Origin of the sequence: Gluconobacter sp. OJB, assembly GCF_039638275.1 — a bacterium.
GTDB lineage: Bacteria > Pseudomonadota > Alphaproteobacteria > Acetobacterales > Acetobacteraceae > Gluconobacter > Gluconobacter cerevisiae.
The window spans coordinates 1,846,868-1,865,000 of the sequence record NZ_JBDIWH010000001.1 but is presented as its reverse complement, the minus strand read 5'-3'; the positions used below and the strand labels follow the sequence as shown (position 1 = coordinate 1,865,000).

General features: G+C 57.0%; 11 protein-coding genes, 1 tRNA gene and 2 rRNA genes (1 of these 14 only partly in view). 9 read left to right on the top strand and 5 right to left on the bottom strand.

Annotated elements, in window-relative coordinates:
- The 6 genes from ABDK74_RS08570 to ABDK74_RS08545 form a co-directional block, all read left to right on the top strand.
- Nucleotides 1-1,991 (top strand): 23S ribosomal RNA (locus ABDK74_RS08570) (it extends 746 nt beyond the left edge of the window).
- Between the two features lie 85 nt (nucleotides 1,992-2,076).
- A 5S ribosomal RNA gene (rrf, locus tag ABDK74_RS08565) occupies nucleotides 2,077-2,191 on the top strand.
- Between the two features lie 48 nt (nucleotides 2,192-2,239).
- A tRNA-Met gene (locus tag ABDK74_RS08560) sits at nucleotides 2,240-2,316 on the top strand.
- Nucleotides 2,317-2,407: 91 nt separating this feature from the next.
- On the top strand, nucleotides 2,408-2,965 hold the full coding sequence (locus ABDK74_RS08555) for a GNAT family protein (protein ID WP_346003481.1): 558 nt from the start codon (nucleotides 2,408-2,410) through the stop codon (nucleotides 2,963-2,965).
- 141 nt (nucleotides 2,966-3,106) lie between these two features.
- Nucleotides 3,107-4,366: an MFS transporter gene (locus ABDK74_RS08550; protein ID WP_346003480.1), complete on the top strand. Its 1,260-nt coding sequence runs from the start codon at nucleotides 3,107-3,109 to the stop codon at nucleotides 4,364-4,366.
- Entirely contained in the window at nucleotides 4,363-5,616 is a 1,254-nt protein-coding gene (locus ABDK74_RS08545; protein WP_346003479.1) for an arsenic transporter, read from the top strand. Before ABDK74_RS08550 ends, ABDK74_RS08545 begins: the two co-directional genes overlap by 4 nt.
- A gap of 9 nt (nucleotides 5,617-5,625) precedes the next feature.
- On the opposite strand, the gene ABDK74_RS08540 is transcribed toward ABDK74_RS08545, so the two are convergent.
- A complete protein-coding gene (locus ABDK74_RS08540; RefSeq protein WP_194254042.1) occupies nucleotides 5,626-6,075 on the bottom strand; it encodes a MarR family winged helix-turn-helix transcriptional regulator in 450 nt (149 codons plus the stop codon).
- A gap of 56 nt (nucleotides 6,076-6,131) precedes the next feature.
- On the opposite strand from ABDK74_RS08540, the gene ABDK74_RS08535 reads away from it, so the two are divergent.
- Nucleotides 6,132-7,244: an NAD(P)/FAD-dependent oxidoreductase gene (locus ABDK74_RS08535; RefSeq protein ID WP_194254041.1), complete on the top strand. Its 1,113-nt coding sequence runs from the start codon at nucleotides 6,132-6,134 to the stop codon at nucleotides 7,242-7,244.
- A 93-nt stretch (nucleotides 7,245-7,337) separates the two neighbouring features.
- On the opposite strand, the gene ABDK74_RS08530 is transcribed toward ABDK74_RS08535, so the two are convergent.
- The 3 genes from ABDK74_RS08530 to ABDK74_RS08520 all read right to left on the bottom strand — a co-directional run bounded on the left by ABDK74_RS08530 (nucleotide 7,338) and on the right by ABDK74_RS08520 (nucleotide 12,794).
- Complete coding sequence (locus tag ABDK74_RS08530; protein WP_346003478.1) at nucleotides 7,338-10,643, bottom strand: efflux RND transporter permease subunit; 3,306 nt, start codon at nucleotides 10,641-10,643, stop codon at nucleotides 7,338-7,340.
- An 80-nt stretch (nucleotides 10,644-10,723) separates the two neighbouring features.
- The gene (locus ABDK74_RS08525; RefSeq protein WP_346003477.1) at nucleotides 10,724-11,527 is read right to left on the bottom strand and encodes an SDR family NAD(P)-dependent oxidoreductase; all 804 of its coding nucleotides are present in this window, start codon (nucleotides 11,525-11,527) and stop codon (nucleotides 10,724-10,726) included.
- A 70-nt stretch (nucleotides 11,528-11,597) separates the two neighbouring features.
- Nucleotides 11,598-12,794 (bottom strand): lipase family protein, encoded by a 1,197-nt coding sequence (locus ABDK74_RS08520; RefSeq protein ID WP_346003476.1) that lies wholly within the window; start codon nucleotides 12,792-12,794, stop codon nucleotides 11,598-11,600.
- A 165-nt stretch (nucleotides 12,795-12,959) separates the two neighbouring features.
- On the opposite strand from ABDK74_RS08520, the gene ABDK74_RS08515 reads away from it, so the two are divergent.
- Nucleotides 12,960-13,211: a DUF3297 family protein gene (locus tag ABDK74_RS08515; protein WP_194254037.1), complete on the top strand. Its 252-nt coding sequence runs from the start codon at nucleotides 12,960-12,962 to the stop codon at nucleotides 13,209-13,211.
- The gene (locus ABDK74_RS08510; RefSeq protein WP_346003475.1) at nucleotides 13,208-14,176 is read left to right on the top strand and encodes a nucleoside hydrolase; all 969 of its coding nucleotides are present in this window, start codon (nucleotides 13,208-13,210) and stop codon (nucleotides 14,174-14,176) included. The genes ABDK74_RS08515 and ABDK74_RS08510 overlap by 4 nt, the downstream gene beginning before the upstream one ends.
- Before the next feature lie 129 nt (nucleotides 14,177-14,305).
- Here the strand turns inward: ABDK74_RS08510 and ABDK74_RS08505 are convergent, their stop codons facing one another.
- Nucleotides 14,306-17,494 carry a TonB-dependent receptor domain-containing protein gene (locus ABDK74_RS08505; RefSeq protein WP_346003474.1) on the bottom strand — a complete coding sequence of 1,063 codons (3,189 nt, stop codon included), beginning with the start codon at nucleotides 17,492-17,494 and terminating at the stop codon, nucleotides 14,306-14,308.
- Between the last annotated feature and the right edge of the window lie 639 nt (nucleotides 17,495-18,133).

The following is an 18,133-nucleotide window of genomic DNA, read 5'->3' as shown; positions in this document are numbered from 1 at the left end:
CTGTGGCTAGGGGTGAAAGGCCAATCAAACTCGGAGATAGCTGGTTCTCCGCGAAATCTATTGAGGTAGATCGTCGGGTGTTTACCCTGGGGGGTAGAGCACTGGATGGGCTAGGGGGGCCCAAAGCCTTACCAAACCTAACCAAACTCCGAATACCCAGGAGTATAGCCCGGCAGACAGACAGTGGGTGCTAAGGTCCATTGTCGAGAGGGAAACAGCCCAGACCACCAGCTAAGGCCCCTAAATCGTGGCTAAGTGGGAAAGGATGTGGGGATTCCAAAACAACCAGGAGGTTGGCTTAGAAGCAGCCATCCTTTAAAGAAAGCGTAATAGCTCACTGGTCTATTAGAAACCCTGCGCCGAAAATGTAACGGGGCTCAAGCCACGTGCCGAAGCTGTGGGTGCATTCTTTAGAATGCGCGGTAGCGGAGCGTTCCGTAAGTCTGCGAAGGAGACGGGGTGACCCTCTCTGGAGATATCGGAAGTGCGAATGCTGACATGAGTAGCGACAAACAGTGCGAGAAACACTGTCGCCGAAAGTCCAAGGGTTCCTGCGCAAGGTTAATCCACGCAGGGTGAGCCGGCCCCTAAGGCGAGGGCGAGAGCCGTAGTCGATGGGAACCAGTTTAATATTACTGGGCCTGCCAGAAGTGACGAATGAGAGATGTTGTCTGTCCTTAACGGATTGAACAGGCTTTTCAATCATTCCAGGAAATAGCTCTGGCGTATAGACCGTACCCGAAACCGACACAGGTGGACTGGTAGAGAATACCAAGGCGCTTGAGAGAACGATGCTGAAGGAACTAGGCAAATTGCTCGTGTAACTTCGGGATAAACGAGACCCGCTCGTGGGCAACCATGGACGGGTGGCACAGACCAGGGGGTAGCGACTGTTTAGTAAAAACACAGGGCTCTGCGAAATCGTGAGATGACGTATAGGGCCTGACGCCTGCCCGGTGCCGGAAGGTTAAGAGGAGGTGTGCAAGCACTGAATTGAAGCCCCGGTAAACGGCGGCCGTAACTATAACGGTCCTAAGGTAGCGAAATTCCTTGTCGGGTAAGTTCCGACCTGCACGAATGGCGTAACGACTTCCCCACTGTCTCCAGCATCGACTCAGCGAAATTGAATTCCCCGTGAAGATGCGGGGTACCCGCGGTCAGACGGAAAGACCCTATGAACCTTTACTGCAGCTTTGCAGTGGCATCAGAGACATTCTGTGTAGGATAGGTCGGAGGCTTTGAAGCCCGGGCGCCAGCTCAGGTGGAGCCATCCTTGAAATACGACCCTGAATTTTTCTGATGTCTAACCGAGACCAGTAAGCCTGGTCCGGGACCCTGCATGGTGGGCAGTTTGACTGGGGCGGTCGCCTCCCAAAGTGTAACGGAGGCGCGCGATGGTGGGCTCAGGCCGGTCGGAAACCGGCTGTCGAGTGCAATGGCATAAGCCCGCCTGACTGTGAGAGTGACAGCTCGATCAGAGACGAAAGTCGGCCATAGTGATCCGGTGGTCCCACGTGGACGGGCCATCGCTCAACGGATAAAAGGTACTCTAGGGATAACAGGCTGATCTCCCCCAAGAGTCCACATCGACGGGGAGGTTTGGCACCTCGATGTCGGCTCATCACATCCTGGGGCTGGAGCAGGTCCCAAGGGTTCGGCTGTTCGCCGATTAAAGTGGTACGTGAGCTGGGTTTAGAACGTCGTGAGACAGTTCGGTCCCTATCTGCCGTGGGTGTAAGAGACTTGAGAGGATTTGTCCCTAGTACGAGAGGACCGGGATGAACATACCTCTGGTGCACCGGTTGTCACGCCAGTGGCACAGCCGGGTAGCTAAGTATGGACGGGATAACCGCTGAAAGCATCTAAGCGGGAAACCCACCTCAAAACTAGGTCTCATAGAGCCGTGAAAGACCATCACGTTGATAGGCCGGGTGTGAAAGTGCAGTAATGCATGCAGCTAACCGGTCCTAATCGCTCATACTTCTCACATCAAAACACATGCACAGAAATCAGCCACACTCTCTTCACACCGCACCAACCTCCACCCTCTCTCAAAAGACAGGGTGGGCTGGAAGACCTGGTGGCCATTGCGAGGGCCCTACACCCGATCCCATCCCGAACTCGGCCGTGAAATCCCTCAGCGCCTATGATACTGCACCTTAAGGTGCGGAAAAGTCGGTCGCCGCCAGGTCCCCCAGCCCACTCACATAACCCAAAAAACCAACATCAATCACACCACCGCGGGGTGGAGCAGCCCGGTAGCTCGTCAGGCTCATAACCTGAAGGCCGCAGGTTCAAATCCTGCCCCCGCAACCATGAATACCCTGTTTAAAAACGAACATTTAGGCCGCCTCATGGGCGGCTTTTTGCGTTTCTGCTCCACGCACAAGATGTGTATAGATCGTAAATGCTGAATATAAAAACAGAACGACTTATTCTCCGCAATTTTCGCGAAACGGATGGTCCGGCTTTATATTCCTATCTGCATAATCCACGATCCAGCTGCTTTTTTTCGCTCAGGCTTTCTGATGAAGTCGCCGCTTCAGCTGAGGCAAAGAAGCGTAGCACAGACAATAATTACATAGCGGTTTGCCTCAAAGCGAGTGACGAGCTGATAGGCGACCTATTTGCTATGCCAGAAGAAGACGCCATTTCGGTAGGGTGGAATTTCAACCCCAGCTTTTCTGGTCAGGGATATGCATTCGAAGCTGCGCACGCTTTGTTCACTTACCTTTTTGATGAACGACATGCACGTCGTCTCTATGCTTATGTCGAAGACACCAATCAGCCGTCGCAGCGCCTCTGTCAAAAGCTAGGCATGCGCCTGGAAGGGACATTCGTGGAGTTTGTCTCTTTCATGAAGAACGAGCACGGCCAGCCGGTTTACGAAAATACCATGCAGTATGCGCTTTTGCGACGTGAATGGAGTACTTTCCAAGCAGGGTCTGTATTAAAACCAAAATAACGTATATTATATCTGTATAGTGTAATTTCGGAACAGCAAGCATATCAGCTATAAATTCTCTAATGCTTATTTTTTATAAATCTCTATGTAACTTATTGTTCGTTCTGTAGTTAGGCTCTCCGATCTGGAGAAAGTAGCTTTATGACGCACGCTTTTGTGGCTGGTCTGAAGGCAGGAAAGCCGCAAAGCATCCTGTCAAATCGCGCTTTGGTTTCATTATGCGCCTTGAATTTTTTTATGGCTGACGTGCAGGCGGGTATTGGTCCTTTTCTGGGCGTGTTTCTCCAGCGTCATGGCTGGCAGACGGGGCCGATCGGTACTGTCCTGACAGCTGGTGGTATCGCGGGCATGATGGCCACTATTCCTGCGGGTGCACTGATTGATCAGACAACTAAAAAATGCCTGTTTGTCATTGCCGCGGCACTCTGCACTATTTCTGCTTCGCTTCTGTTACTGAGTTCACAATCAACACTTGTTGTGACTATTAGTCAGCTTGCCACGGCGTTGGCTGGGGCAGGGATTGGCCCTCTAATGGCTGGCATGACGCTCGGGATTGTTCGCCAGAAAGGTTTCAACGCGCAGATTGGCCGTAATCAGGCCTGGAACCATGCGGGCAATATGGTTGGAGCCGGATTGTCTGGCTGGCTCGGTTGGACGTTTGGTTTGTCCGCAATTTTCTTTCTTGAAGTCATATTTGGTCTGCTGGCTATCGCTGCCGTGCTCCTGATTCCTGAGAAATCTATCGACCATCAGGCAGCGCGAGGGCTGGAGGATGGTGACAGTCATGATACCGGGAAAGCGGAAGGCATAGGGTCGTTTCTTCGGCACAAACCGCTCCTGATCCTCGCGACCTGTCTGTGTTTCTTTCATCTCGGCAACGCTGCGATGTTGCCGCTTTACGGTATGGCTGTCGTCAGTGCGGGGAAGGGTAATCCCGCGATGTTCACAGCGATGACTGTGGTGGTGGCCCAGGCTGTGATGATCGGCGTCAGTCTTCTGGCCATGCGTTTTGTGGCAAGCCGTGGATACTGGGTCGTGTTGCTGATTTCATTTGCCGCCTTGCCGCTCCGCGGCGTGATCGCGGGGACGTTCATCCAGCATTGGGGCGTGTGGCCTGTGCAGTTTCTGGACGGTATAGGTGCTGGGCTTCAGAGTGTTGCCGTCCCGGGATTGGTAGCGAAGCTCCTTAATGGCACAGGACGGGTCAATGTGGGGCAGGGCGTCGTTATGACCGCACAAGGCATCGGAGCAAGCCTCTCGCCAGCTTTGGGGGGCTGGCTTGCCGAAGACCTGGGCTACTCGACGGCATTTTACACTCTGGGCTGTTTTGCAATCCTGTCGCTGGGACTGTGGGTCTGCTCGGTGTCAGTCATGCGTTCTGCTGAGCGTATACCAGCATGATGTTCCATCATGAGGCGATCTGGGCGATCGCAGCGCTGACAACTGCCGGGGTCATGATCCAGCCATTTCGGATTGCCGAGTGGATATGGGCTGTAATAGGAGCAGTGCTTCTCGTCGTGACAGGTCTGATCCCTGTTTCCATGGCGGGCACAGGAATCCTGAAAGGAGGAGATGTCTATCTCTTCCTGACGGGTATGATGCTTCTCAGTGAGACAGCGCGGGCGAACGGTCTGTTCGACTGGGTTGCGACATGGGCAGTCAACCATGCCGCAGGTTCAACGCCCAGATTGTTTATGCTAGTTTATCTGGCAGGTGTTGTGGTGACGACATTCATGTCCAATGATGCGACAGCTGTGGTGCTGACACCTGCGGTGCTTGCCGTGGCGACAAAAGCAAAAGCAGATCCTCTTCCTTTGCTGTTCGCCTGTGCGCTTATCGCCAACGCTGCCAGTTTTGTTCTGCCGGTTTCCAATCCCGCCAATTTGGTGCTTTACGCTGGGGCTCTTCCGGCTCTGGGATCATGGATGGCATCTTTCGCCCTGCCGTCGTTGATGGCAATCGTGACGACCTATCTGGTCCTTCGTCTGATTGAGCGCAAACATCTCAGGCAGGAGTGTGCATCTCAGGTGGAGCCAATGAGGCTAACTATGGGCGGCAGAGCGGCTCTCGCTGGAATCGTGCTGACGGCAGTTCTGCTTGTGACAATTTCCGCTTTTGATCGTCCTCTGGGTCTGCCCACAGCGTTGGCCGGTATCGCAACGGCTCTGGGAGTGTCTGCGCTGGCACGACGTTCCCCGCTCACATTGGTGCGAGAGATTTCATGGGGGGTTCTGCCGCTCGTGGCAGGGTTATTCGTTCTGGTGGAAGCCATCGACAGCACCGGACTGATTGGAGAAATCGCACTGTTACTTCGGAGTGCAGTCCAGTCTGATCCCACAGGAGCGGCTTTCGGTTCCGGCGCTCTGCTGGCTTTTGTCTCAAACCTTATGAACAATCTGCCAGCCGGGTTGATTGCGAGCGAAGCTGTAGCGCAGGCGCATCCGCCACGTCTGGTTATCGATAATCTTCTGATCGGCGTGGATCTCGGCCCCAACCTCTCGGTCACGGGATCGCTGGCCACGATCCTGTGGCTTCAGGTGATTCGCCGGGGTGGGGAGGAGGTTGGGTTTTTGCAGTTTCTCAAGGTAGGTGCCGTCGCAATGCCTGTGGCGTTGTTTACGGCTCTGGGTGCGCGATTGCTGATGGGGTGAGATTTTTACTCACGGTTCCATGGAATCAACATTTTCAAGCACGCGCCTGAGGAGCGAAACGAGCGTCTCTATTTCATCTTCGGTCAGACCCTTCGTCATGTCAGAATTGCCCTGACGGAGGATGGCGCGTCCTGCCGGAAGTTTTTCCAGCGTCGCGTCTGTTAATGAAATCAGGCTTGAGCGTTTGTCCTCGGGGTCTGGCGCACGTTGTACAAGTCCATCCCGCTCCATACGGGACAGCATCTGGGCCATGGTCGGTTGCTCGACCTTGGCCCACTTTGCCAGTTCTTTTTGCGATAACTCTGCCCCGTCCTTGAGAGCTGTCAGAACCGGGAGTTGCGCTGTCGCAAATCCCAGATCCCGTAATCGTGCGTCGCCAGCGCGGGTTAGTCCACGGGCGATCCGGCTGAAATAATGACCGGGGTGACGAAGAGGGTCCCAGTCGTCAGAATTCTCCATTGAATAGGGTCCTATGTTTAATTATATAGGTTCCTATATAATAGGAGTGCAGAGATATGGCAACGCAGCGAATTGCGATCGTAGGGGGTGGCCCGGGCGGTTTGATGCTGGCCCGTCTCCTTCAACGTCAGGGAAAATACCCTGTGGTGCTGGAGCGGGACCGGCATGCAGAGGAGCGCCCTCAGGGAGGGTCCCTCGATATGCATGGGGAGACTGGTCAGTATGCGATGGAGCAGGCCGGTCTGCGGGAAGCATTTCTTGCGGCAGCCCGTCCGGAAGATCAGGGAGATCGCCTTTATAATGCCGAGGGTGAGCTCCTGTTTGATCGCAACGAGCCTACGGACGACCGCCCTGAAATCGATCGATCCGTGCTGCGCCGAATTTTGCTGAACTCTCTCGTGCCCGGAACTGTACGCTGGGGGCACCGGATTACCCGAATTGCTCCCGAAAAGGACGGTTTCGTGGTGGGGGGCGATGGGTGGTCCGAACAGTTTGATGTTGTCATAGGTGCGGATGGTGCGTGGTCCTGTGTTCGCCCCCTGCTGAGCGATGCCGTGCCGCTTTATGAAGGTGTTACGCTGGTGGAACTGGGGTTCGATACGACCCGTCATCCTCGCGTCAGTAGACTGACCGGTAACGGCAAGATGCTCGCGGTAGGCGACAACCGTGCATTGATTACCCAAAGAAACGGTGATGGTCATATTCGCGGTTATGCGGGCGTCAGGCTGGCGGAGAGTTCGGCCAAAGAATGGGCAAGCTGGTCCGGCGAAAGCGTGCGACAGGCACTGCAGAATGTTTTTGCCGAGTGGGCGCCGGAATTACGGGACGTGATTGAAACGGGAGAATTCATCGGTGTAAGGCCGCTTTACGCCTTGCCCGTGGGACATTCCTGGAAAAGTCAAAACGGCCTGACACTTCTGGGGGACGCGGCGCATCTTATGTCTCCGTTCTCGGGCGAAGGAGTTAATCTTGCGCTGGCTGACGCCGTAGAGCTTGCGGAAGCTCTGACTTCGACCGGAGACTGGTCCTCGGTGAGCCGGTATGAGCGCTCCATGTGCGCACGTGCGACCGTAGCAGCCGAAGGCGCCGCGCAGGGCTTGAAAAGCGTTTTTTCATCTGCAGGCGTGGAGCATGTTCTTGAGCACTATCGTGCTCGCATCCATGATTGAAAAGCTGCCTGACATCGCATTCTGCGTTGGATCATGCCGCACGGACGTTGATGTGGACCGATATTTGTTATTTTCAACGTCTCCTCCATCCCTCTAGGTCCGTCTGGCGGAAGGGGTGGAGGCGTTGTGTCTGCGAAGCAGGCCGAGCAGCCAGTGGCACAGACGCTTCGTTTTTGCGCCGATGGCATCCATCCACAGATAGACGATTGGTGTGGTGTAAAGCGTCAAAAGCTGGCTGACGACCATGCCACCGAGGATGGAGACACCCAGCGGGCGGCGCATTTCCGCACCATAACCATTGCTGATGATGAGTGGGACCGCACCGAGTGCGGCGGCGAGGGATGTCATCAGGATGGGGCGGAAACGGGTGATGGACGCCTTGAAGATGGCATCCTTCGGAGAAAGCTTTTCGACGCGCTCGGCATGGATGGCGAAGTCGATGACGAGAATGGCGTTTTTCTTGACGATGCCCGTCAGCAGGATGATGCCGATCATGGCGATGATGCTGAACGATTCTCCCGCAATCCACAGCCCCAGAACCGCGCCGATCCCGGCGGAGGGCAGGGTCGAGAGGATTGTGATGGGATGGATCAGGCTCTCATACAGAATGCCCAGAACGATATACATCACGGCAATGGCAGCGAGGAACGCCAGCGCGCCGTTGACCATGAGCTTGCGCGTATCGCCGGCTGTTCCGGTGAAGTCACCCAGCACGCCATCGGGGGCGTGCGTGTTCTGCATGGTCTGTTTGATCAGCGCGACCGCATCATTGTAGCTCACACCCGTTGCCAGATCGAACGAGATGTTGGCCGAATAGTAGTTGCCGCGATGGGTGATATCGAGGGGTTGCGGTTTCCACAGGATGGACGCGACATTCATCAGCGGGATCATGGTTTCGATCGAGGATGAGACGGCGGAACCGCTGGACGTGTTGCCGGAAAGCTGGTTGGCCAGCGAGTTCTGGATTGAGGCCGTTGCGAGAGATGTGAAACTGCTGGCGGAGGTGCTGGAGTCACTGCGGGCGCGGATCAGGTTGGAGGCCACGCCACCGGCAGCCGTACCGGCGGAGGTGGAAATCCAGACCTGACGGAGTGTCTCGGGGTCCATCCGGTATTTCGGCGCCAGTACCATGACCACGCGGTGTTCGGTCGTGGGTAGGTGGATCGTGGAGACGATGGCCTGACCGTAGGAATCGTACAGGACGTTCTGGATCAACTGCGGCGTAACGCCATAGCGCGCTTCCGTATCGCGCTGGACGGTGATGTAGGCGGCGGCGGACTGCCCCTCGGTCGTGGATGAAATGTTGACCAGCTTTCCCGAGGCACGCAGGGCGTTCAGCAGGATCGGGATATAGCCGAACAGGTCCGAGACGTTGTCTCCACGCAGGACGTAACGATAGCTGCCTGTATTTTTGGAACTGCTGCCGCCCTGACTGCTGCCGCCCACACTCCAGAACGACACGTCCGCTCCGGGCTCATTGGGCACGCGTTTGCGGATGCGGTCCAGAATGGTTTCGGCGGAGGCGCGCTCGTCCTTTTCCTTCAGATGGATATAAAGCTCGCCGCTGTTTTTATCGTCGCTGAAAATGGTGGTGGACGTGACATCGGGGTCCGTCTGGACGATGGCACCGATTTCCCTCAGGCGTCGATCGATTTCCTGAAAGGACATTGTGGGGTCGCCCTTGATGCGCCCCGCCAGCAGCGACATGTCCTGTGACGGGATGAATTCCTTGGGCATCAGCATGACGGAACCGATCAGCAACACGAAGCTCAGCGGGAGGGTCATACCCATCAGAATTGGATGACGCAGACACCAGTGCATGGAGCGGCCATACTGCTTCAGTGTCCAGTCCAGCGAGGTTTCCGTGAGGAACGCGATGTAGCCGAACACGCCTTTGCGGGGTTGGTCGCCATGGTCGATTTCCAGCATTCGCGCGCACATCATCGGCGTCAGCGTGAGGGAGAGCCACATGGAGATGACGATGGCGGAAATCATCGTCATGCAGAACTCGAACATGATCGAACCCGCTCCGCCCGGCAGGAACAGCAGTGGGATGAAGACAGCGACCAGAGAGGCGCTGATCGACAGAACCGTAAAGCCGATCTCCGAAGAGCCGACCAGACTGGCCGTGTAACGGTCTTTTCCCTCTTCCATGTGCCGGGCGATATTTTCCAGCACGACAATGGCGTCATCCACGACGAAACCGACCGCGATGGTCAGGGACATGAGCGACAGAACATCGAGCGTGAAGTTGAACGCCGCCATTGCCGCCAGCGTGCCGGACAGCGCGATGGGGACGGTCACGGCCGGAATGAGTGTCGTGACGAACTTGCGGAAGAACAGCAGGATCACGAGTACGACCAGCACGACGGACAGGATCAGCGTCAGTCGCGCATCCGCCAGTGACGCGCGGATGGAGCGGGACGTGTCGAGGCCCACGACCAGATTGACATCCCCAGGCAAGGCGTCGCGCAGATGCGTCAGATTGGCGTTGATGCCGTCCACGATGGCCACGGTATTGGCATGTGGCTGGGCGGTGACGACCAGCGTGACGGCACGGTGTCCGTTGATATAGCTGGTCTGATACACATCCTGCACGCTGTCCGTGACGGTGGCGATGTCGCTCAGCCGGACGGGATAGAAGTCGTTGCGGTATGCGATGATCAGGTCCCGGTACTGGGCCGCATTGATGGCCTGATCGTTGGTGGACAGCATCATCCGCTGGCCGTGGCTGTCGATGAATCCCTTGGGGGTGAAGGCATTGGCCGAGGCGAGTGCCGTACGGATATCTTCCAGCCCGATGCCCCATTTATAGAGCGGGTTGGGGTTGAGTTCGACGCGTACGGCGGGATTTGTCGATCCCACGACTTCCACACGTCCCACGCCCTTGACCTCGGCCAGTAGCGGCTTGATGCGGATATTGGCGATATCGTAGAGTTCGGCCTGTGTTTTCTGATCCCCGGTCAGGCTCATCAGATAGACCGGGAATCCGCCGCCATCCATTTTGAAGGCCTGCGGATCGGCATCCATGGTCCCGGTCGGCAGGTCAGCGCGCGCGGCGCGCAGGGCCGCCTGTGTGTCGCGCAGGGCGCCGTCGATGTTCCGCGACGATGAGAATTCCAAAAAAATCTCTGCCTGTCCGGCACTGGTGTCGGATTCGATACTTTCCAGATCCGCGATGGAGCCGAGCCTGCGCTCCAGAGGCGTTGTCACGGAGGTCGCCATCTGTTGCGGGTCAGCGCCCGGCTGTGTCGCCACAACCATGATGGACGTCGTGGTCATGTCCGGCATCGTGGCGACGGGCAGGAGCGGATAGCAGATGAAGCCTGCCATGAAGATGGCAACGGACATCAGTGTCGTGGCGACCGGGCGGTCGATGAACAGGCGGCAGAAATTCATGCGGTCAGTTTATCCACAAAACCGCGTTTCAGGTCATTACTGATAGGACACAAAATGTCAGTTCTTCAGTGTGCGGGCCGTCAGAAGTCCGGCATGCCTGACGGTTGGGCGGAGGGCTGGGTGACGTAATAGCGTTCCGCCAGACGGGGCGGCAGAAGATCCATTAGGCGGGACCCCATGACCAGCCATGCCGGAAAGATCACCCGCCGCGTCTGGCGGAGTGTTCCACGCAAGATCCGGCGCACGGCCTCTTCCGTGGAGACCAGACCCGGCATCGGGAAACAGTTTCCCTTCACCATGGCCGTATCGACAAACCCACAACAAACGCTGGTCAGGCTGATGCCGAAACCACCCAGCCGCGCCGCATTGGCCACGATGAAACGGTCCAAAGCGGCCTTGGATGCGGAATAGGACGGTGTGCCGGGGTAGCAGACGAACCCCGCGACGGACGCCATCACGCAGATACGCCCGCGCAGGTTTTCGCCGTTTCGCTCCTGTCCGCGCATGGCTGTGACAACCGGAAAGAACGTATTGAGCGTTCCCGTCAGGTTGATGTCCAGCATGTCACGGACGCGTTCTTCACGTTCCAGAAGCAGACCGTCGCTGGCCGTATGAGGCAGTCCGCCCGTGATGCCTGCACAGAGAAACGCCATGTCGAGTCGCTTTTGCGACGCAGCAGCGATCCAGTCCCCCATGCCCTGTCGATCGCGCGTGTCCAGGACGACCGGCGCCGATGTTGCGCCCTGCTCATTGCAGCGCCGGGCCGTTTCCATCAGGCCGTCTTCAGCGTGATCGCACAGATGCAGGGAAACGCCCGGACGGGCCAGTTTCAGGGCAAGACCGCGTCCGATTCCGGATGCGGCCCCTGTAATCAGGATATTCATGGAAGCGATTCTAACAGAGTGTTTCCATGAAGCGACCCCTGAACGGGAAAAACATCCCGCGTCTTCAGCCTTACCCCGGAGCGTTACAGTCCGAACGGGGCTTGGTGCCTGCAAGAAGCTGCCCGGCGAAGCTATGCGCTTCCGTGATCATGGCGGCGAGCGTGCCGTTATGGCTGGCATCATGAATCCGGTGCGTCACGGGCGTCCCAGCGGCACAGAGGCGCGCGACAAGGCGTTTCTGCTGGCTTGTGGAGGTGTGCAGATCCTGCGCGCCTGATTCGATCAGGACAGGCGACGGGAGGGAAAAGCCCGGATATTTCGCCCAGTCAAATGCCGGGGCCAGCACGCGGCCCGCTTCGGGTTCGAGCAGGGTCGCGGGCGTCAGGCCGGAGCGTTTGGCGATCGGGAAGAAATCCGAAGCGCACATGGAGCCCGCATCATGCAGAAGGCGCTGCCCCCGGGGCGTGAAGGCCTCGTTGATATCGGTGGACGGATCGGCCTCGACCAGAGACTGCCCGAGCGTCAGAAGTTCCGGTACGGCCGGGGAGAAGCTGCGCGGATTGGCGGGATGCAGAAGTTCCTGCGCTGCCTGCTCGTCCAGATAGGGAGGGGCGGCGGCGATCGTGCCCAGAATATGCAGATGCGGTGCATAGGTCGAGGCCATGGCCGCAGCCGCCAGAGCCGCCTGTCCACCCTGTGCATGGCCGTTCAGCACCACGTTGTCCGATAGGTCCGGGAGGCGTTCGCGGGCCGCGCGCACGGAATCCAGCACGCTCATGCCTTCCGAACGCGCATTCAGCAGAAGCGGTGCGCCGGGCTCACCCATGCCGGGATAGTCGGTCGCGACGATCGCAAAGCCCTGACGCAACCATCCATCATAGAAACGGGCCTGAACGGTGCCGATTCCCATCACTGACGGCGCGCAGGTCAAGTGCAGGCCGCTCTCTCCATGCGCCCAGGCCAGAACAGGCCAGCCTCCCGCCGGAGCCGGACCGTGCGGGACCAGAACCTGTGCCGACACACGGACGAGCTGATGCGGGTTGCGCGCATCCGTACTGCGATAGGTCAGGCGATAAACCGAAGCCGGTTCATGGGACGGCACGGAATCCAGCCGGATCGCCTGCCCCGCCGAGACGGGTGCGCTGACGGACCAGTTGTCGCCATCATCATCCGAGGCGCAGCCGGACAGGGCGGCTCCGGCTGTCAGAAGCATGACGAGCGATGTCAGGGCGGTCAGCGGTTTATGGCGAAAAGAGCGGTACGGCATGGGCGGTCTGTCTCCGACAAGAAGCGTCTCTCATAGCAGTGCTCTGCGTCCTGTGGGAGCGGCCATATCCGGTGTCGGACTTGGAGAGCCGCCCATCCGGCGCTACAGAGAAGACCTCTGACGCGCCGGTCCGACCTGATCGGATCTGATACAACGAGGATAGCCATGACCGACACCATTCCCGATCGTCTTTCCGCCAGCCCGGACAGCCCGTATTATAACGAAGAGCTGTTGTCGCGCGGCATCGGCGTCCGCTTTAAGGGCGAAGAACGCACCACCGTCGAGGAATACTGCATCAGCGAAGGCTGGGTGCGTCTGGCCGTCGGCAAGTCCACGGACCGTCGTGGCCGTCCGATGACGATCAAGGTCACGGGACCGGTTGAGGTCTGGATCAAGGATTCCGAAGAAGACGCATGATGACACAGGCCAGCTCCACCGGGACCGCACCCCGCCGCATCGTCATCGATACCGATCCGGGTCAGGACGATGCCGTGGCCATCCTGTTGGCGCTGGCCTCGCCGGAACTGGCGGTCGAGGCCATCATGACCGTCGCCGGGAATGTTCCCGTCGCCCTGACGACGAAAAATGCCTGCGCCCTGCTTGAACTGACAGGCCGGACCGATATTCCGGTGTTCGCGGGTGCGGCCCGTCCGCTGCATCGTGCGCCCATCAGTGCCGAGCATGTGCATGGGGAAACGGGCATGGCGGGCGCCAATCTGCCGGAGCCGACGCTGCGTCCACAGGCGATTGATGCTGCAACGCATCTCGTGGACCTGCTGCGCCGTGAGCCTGAGGGCACGATCACGCTTGTCTGCCTCGGCCCGATGACGAATCTGGCTCTGGCCCTGACCCATGCGCCGGATATTGCCTCGCGGATCGCGGGGATCGTGGCCATGGGCGGTGCCCAGCGCGAGGGCGGTAACATCACGCCCACCGCCGAATTCAATTTCTTCGTGGACCCACATGCCGCCCGCATCGTCATGCGCGCCGGCATCCCCATTACGCTCCTGCCGCTGGACGTGACGCATCGCGCCATCGCCACGCCAGCCCGTCTGAAGCCGATTGCGGCGGTCGGCTCGCCCGTGACGGACATGGTCGTGCGGATGCTGGGTGCGGAAGACCGGTTCGAGAAGCTCAAATATGGCTGGGAGGGCGGTGCGCTGCATGATCCACTCACCATCGGCTTCCTGCTGTGGCCGCAGCTTTTCTCGGGGCTGCGCTGTAATGTGGAGATCGAGGTCGACGCGCCGCTGTGCATGGGCCAGAGTGTCGTGGATCTGTGGAACGTCACCAATCGCGTTCCGAACGCGTTATGGATCAATGATATTGAGGCAGACGCTTTCTATTTTTTGCTGACGGAAAGACTTGCCCTTCTGGGCTAGGTGCTTCGCTGTCCATGACACATCTCTAGCGCCGGACTGGATTCTTGTCGGCGTTGTCTCAAATACTGCTCAGAAACAAAAAGGGGGGCCGAAGCCCCCCTTTTTTCAGTGTTCCGTCTGATCAGACGATTAGAAATGAACGCCGAGGTTCATCTGGAACGAACGACCGATGATCGCATCGTAGTAGCGATTCAGGCTGACCGTACCGGGATATTTCGGCAGCGCGTTGGTGATGTTGTTCACCATGAAGTTGGCGCTGAAGTTCTTGGTGATGTCATAGCCGAGTGTCAGGTTGAAGTACGCCCAGGAAGGACGCTTATTGGCAGCATAGTAGTTGTCAGGAACCTGAACCGCGTAATTGGACGGGCCATACCAAAGCGCCTGCCACTGAAGGCTGAACGGGCCCCGCATATAGTTCGCGTTTAACGTGAAGTTGTCGTTGGGCGCACTCGTCGTACCGCTCAGCAGATAGGTGCTGCCCAGGTAGGTCTGCTGGCTCTTCAGGTAGTGCACATAAATACCGCTCAGACCGACAGAACCTGCGGACTGGGACAGGCCGAAGCGCGACAGTGGCGTATCATAGGTGAGGTTGGCCTGCAGCGCCTGGGTCTCATAGTTGGCGATATTGTAGTAACCGGCCGTGAACGACTGAAGCTGCCCGTCCGCTCCACGCTGGAAGGAGTTGCAATAGGCGTTGCTGGGACCGTAGGACGCTGAATCATAGCATGCATCCATCAGGTTTTCCGGGCTGAGAGACGTGATGGCGTTATTGATTTTGATATCAATGAACGAGCCACGGAAGTCGAGACCGCGGATGAAGTGCGGGCGCAGTTCCAGTGTGCCGGTATAGCTGGTCGAGACTTCGTTCTTCAGCTTGTTGTTACCGCCAGACTGACCTTCAATCGTAAAATTGTTGAAGTTGGATTCGAACGGCTGCGTGATGCCTGCTTTGGCGCAGTTTGCTGCACGCAGTGCCGGGTTGGGACCCGCACCAATGCCCGCTGTCGAGCAGGGATCGATGCCTAGTTCATAATCCGTACTCTGGGGCGCGAACAGTTCGGTGACGGACGGATTACGAATCGAACGCGCATAGTTGCCGCTCAGGCCGAAATCCTGTGTGGGCCACCAGGCACCACCGAACATGTAAGTCCAGTAGCCGCCGGTCATGCTGTTGTTGATGTAACGGCCGTTCGCGGTGCCGGACAGGCTGTAGACACCCGGAACGTGCATGCTGGGCGATACCAGCGGAACGTCAAGTTCGCCGAAGACTTCATGCGTGTGGTACGCGCCACCTGTGGGCGGAAGCGCGGTCGAATTGCCGTACTGCAGATACGACCCATCGCTCTGCTCCCAGCCGCGGGAGAACGCACCCGGGTTGAAGTTGTAGCTTTCGCGACGATGCTCGTAACCGATGTCCCACTTCACGTCGCCTGCGGGAAGACGCATGACCGTGCTGGAGATTTCGGCCTGAAGGTCACGCTGTGCGTTGGTATTCTTCTGATGCGCGTCCGCTGTGATGTAGTTCACAGCTGCAGGCGTGGCCTGACCGGTGCCGAACGGATTGAACGCAGCGCAGTTGGAGCTGCGGGTCTTGATAGGCGCGCTGGTGTAGCCGGGCGAGCAGACGATGTTGCCGCTGGCATCGGTTGTGGAGTTGAGCGAATTGATAAGGTTCTGCGCAACGATGGACGGCTGCCACGTGTCGTTCATGTAGCGGCTGTATTCGCCCCGGACTTTCCAGTCGAAGTGACGGCCCACGGCATCAAAATCACCGTTCAGACCACCTTGGAAGCGGAACATCTGCATTGTCGTTTGGAACATCCCGCCGTCGAGATCCTGGTTCAGACGCGACATGTAGAACGTGTCGGTCGGCAGGCCCTTGGCAGCAAGCGCATTCATGATCGTCGAACGTGCAGCCGATGAAAGATACGGGTTGTTCGTGCTGAGCTGATAGGCGCCGTTGACGGCGCCATCGTTATGATAGTTTTCCATCGTCAGCGGTTCATTGAACTGCGGAGTGCTCCACGTACCCTGTCCGACTTCACTGGACGCTGTGCCACGGGCATACCATCCCTGCCACGTCGCATGGATGTGGTCGGTGATATCGTAATGGCCAAGCAGCGTCAGGTTGAGCTTGTTGGTCGGGGTGTAGAGCTGTCCGTAATCCTGAAGTGCGGTCGCATTGCCACCGACAACGGTCGTGGCGCTTTTGGTGGCATAGTTCCAGTTTATGGGAACGAGCGACTGCCCGTTGTTGCTGAACATCAGCGGCTGACCACCGGGAGCGGCAATGCCGTCCACAACCTTGCCGTAGGAAATGGGAACCTTCCCGCCGGTCAGTTCTGGAACGCCAGTGACCGTAGCAATGATATTACGCGCACCTCGGTCGAAGTCATAAATATAAGGCGAATTCGTGCTGTTGTAAGGTGCGCGAACGTAAGTTGTCGCGTTCCTTCCAGTCAGATTGATGCGATCATTGTCAAGCATGCCGCCCTGATTGCGGTATTCCACATCGAAGACTATGCCGCCCTTGCCGTGATCGAAATCATGGCCGGCCTTGAAAGTGATCTTCTCGCCGGGGGCATCGAGCTTCTGGCTCCAGTTGCCCTGTGCGTTGAAGTCCACGCCGGTGAAGTGATCGTCAAGCTGGTAGTTAACCACACCTGCAACGGCGTCTGCACCATAAGCCGCGCCCGCACCGCCGAATTTGGTATCCACGCCCTTCAGCAGAGACGTCGGAATGGCGCTGATATCGACCTGTGAGCCCGAACCGGCACCGTACAGAGAGGCGGTTGAACCACCCACCATGCGCATGCCGTCGATCAGAGTCAGGGTCCGCTGGCTGCCGAGGTTGAACAGGGACGTGAAGGACTGGCCGGCGCCGAAGCTGCCCTGGCTACCGATCGGCGTATTATCGCCGACGCCAAAAGCAGGGTTTTCACGCATCAGAGCGATGCCGATATCGGTATAGCCGCGCTTCTTGATCTGGTCTGCAGACAGCGATGATCCGGCCATGACATTTGTCAGGCGGGTTTGGGACAGACGCGTACCGGTAACCGTGACTGTTTCAGCGACCTTCAGGCTTTCAGCTTCAGCAGAGGCTTCGGCTTCCTGCACGGCCTTGCTGTTGGTGTGGGTTGCCGCAGCCGTCGTTTTGACGGGAGCGACAGCCGGAGCTGCCGCTGTCGGAGCGTTCGTTGTGTGTGCCTTTTTCTTGGCAGCATTTTTATGAACGGCAGCATGCTTGGTGGGAGCTGTCGCGCTGGTCTGTGCATGAGCGCTGACGCTGGGCAGAACGCTGTATGAAATACCAGCCATCAGGAACATCCGGACAACTGTCCGGGGCGCAGGAGTGCGTCTTTTGAGTGAGTGTTGCACAGAGGTGTTCATCGCGGCCGCTGTCCCTTCTCGAATAAGGTCGCAAGAAAATTTTTGTATCTCTGGCGACATGTTCATCGGAAATCGAAACGGTGTGCAATGCTCCTGCTACGAAAATGCAACATGTCTGTCACATGTCATGAAAGGCGTTGCGCTTATGTCACATTCTCGTATTTGGTGGTTTTATTTCAAAGAAATTCAGAAAGAATAAAGTAAATATAAATATAAAAAACAGGAAAAAATCTGATTTGAATTAAATAAATAAAAAAACGCAATGATATTTCTCTATTTGTGTGGCAAAAATCTCAATACCACTTAAATTAAAAATATTTCATCAATATGTATTTTGTATTTTGATATTATAAAATAACCTCTATGTATCAACGAAATTATTTTTTGATTTCTCATTGTCATGAATCATGTTGTGCAAAATCATAACCGAAACTTAGTAGCGATTTAAAATAGTTTATATTGAAAATTGTCATTGGTCGTCACCCTATGAAAAACAAAGGGAAAACGATTCGGACGCAGCTTTTGAGTTACTAACAACTAAATATAAAAGTTATTATTGTTTTTTGC

Bases quoted from the DNA above. Each gene is read 5' to 3' on its own strand.
- ABDK74_RS08555 (WP_346003481.1), top strand. From the start codon at position 2,408: ATGCTGAATATAAAAACAGAACGACTTATTCTCCGCAATTTTCGCGAA.
- ABDK74_RS08550 (WP_346003480.1), top strand. From the start codon at position 3,107: ATGACGCACGCTTTTGTGGCTGGTCTGAAGGCAGGAAAGCCGCAAAGC.
- ABDK74_RS08545 (WP_346003479.1), top strand. From the start codon at position 4,363: ATGATGTTCCATCATGAGGCGATCTGGGCGATCGCAGCGCTGACAACT.
- ABDK74_RS08540 (WP_194254042.1), bottom strand. From the start codon at position 6,075: ATGGAGAATTCTGACGACTGGGACCCTCTTCGTCACCCCGGTCATTAT.
- ABDK74_RS08535 (WP_194254041.1), top strand. From the start codon at position 6,132: ATGGCAACGCAGCGAATTGCGATCGTAGGGGGTGGCCCGGGCGGTTTG.
- ABDK74_RS08530 (WP_346003478.1), bottom strand. From the start codon at position 10,643: ATGAATTTCTGCCGCCTGTTCATCGACCGCCCGGTCGCCACGACACTG.
- ABDK74_RS08525 (WP_346003477.1), bottom strand. From the start codon at position 11,527: ATGAATATCCTGATTACAGGGGCCGCATCCGGAATCGGACGCGGTCTT.
- ABDK74_RS08520 (WP_346003476.1), bottom strand. From the start codon at position 12,794: ATGCCGTACCGCTCTTTTCGCCATAAACCGCTGACCGCCCTGACATCG.
- ABDK74_RS08515 (WP_194254037.1), top strand. From the start codon at position 12,960: ATGACCGACACCATTCCCGATCGTCTTTCCGCCAGCCCGGACAGCCCG.
- ABDK74_RS08510 (WP_346003475.1), top strand. From the start codon at position 13,208: ATGATGACACAGGCCAGCTCCACCGGGACCGCACCCCGCCGCATCGTC.
- ABDK74_RS08505 (WP_346003474.1), bottom strand. From the start codon at position 17,494: ATGGCTGGTATTTCATACAGCGTTCTGCCCAGCGTCAGCGCTCATGCA.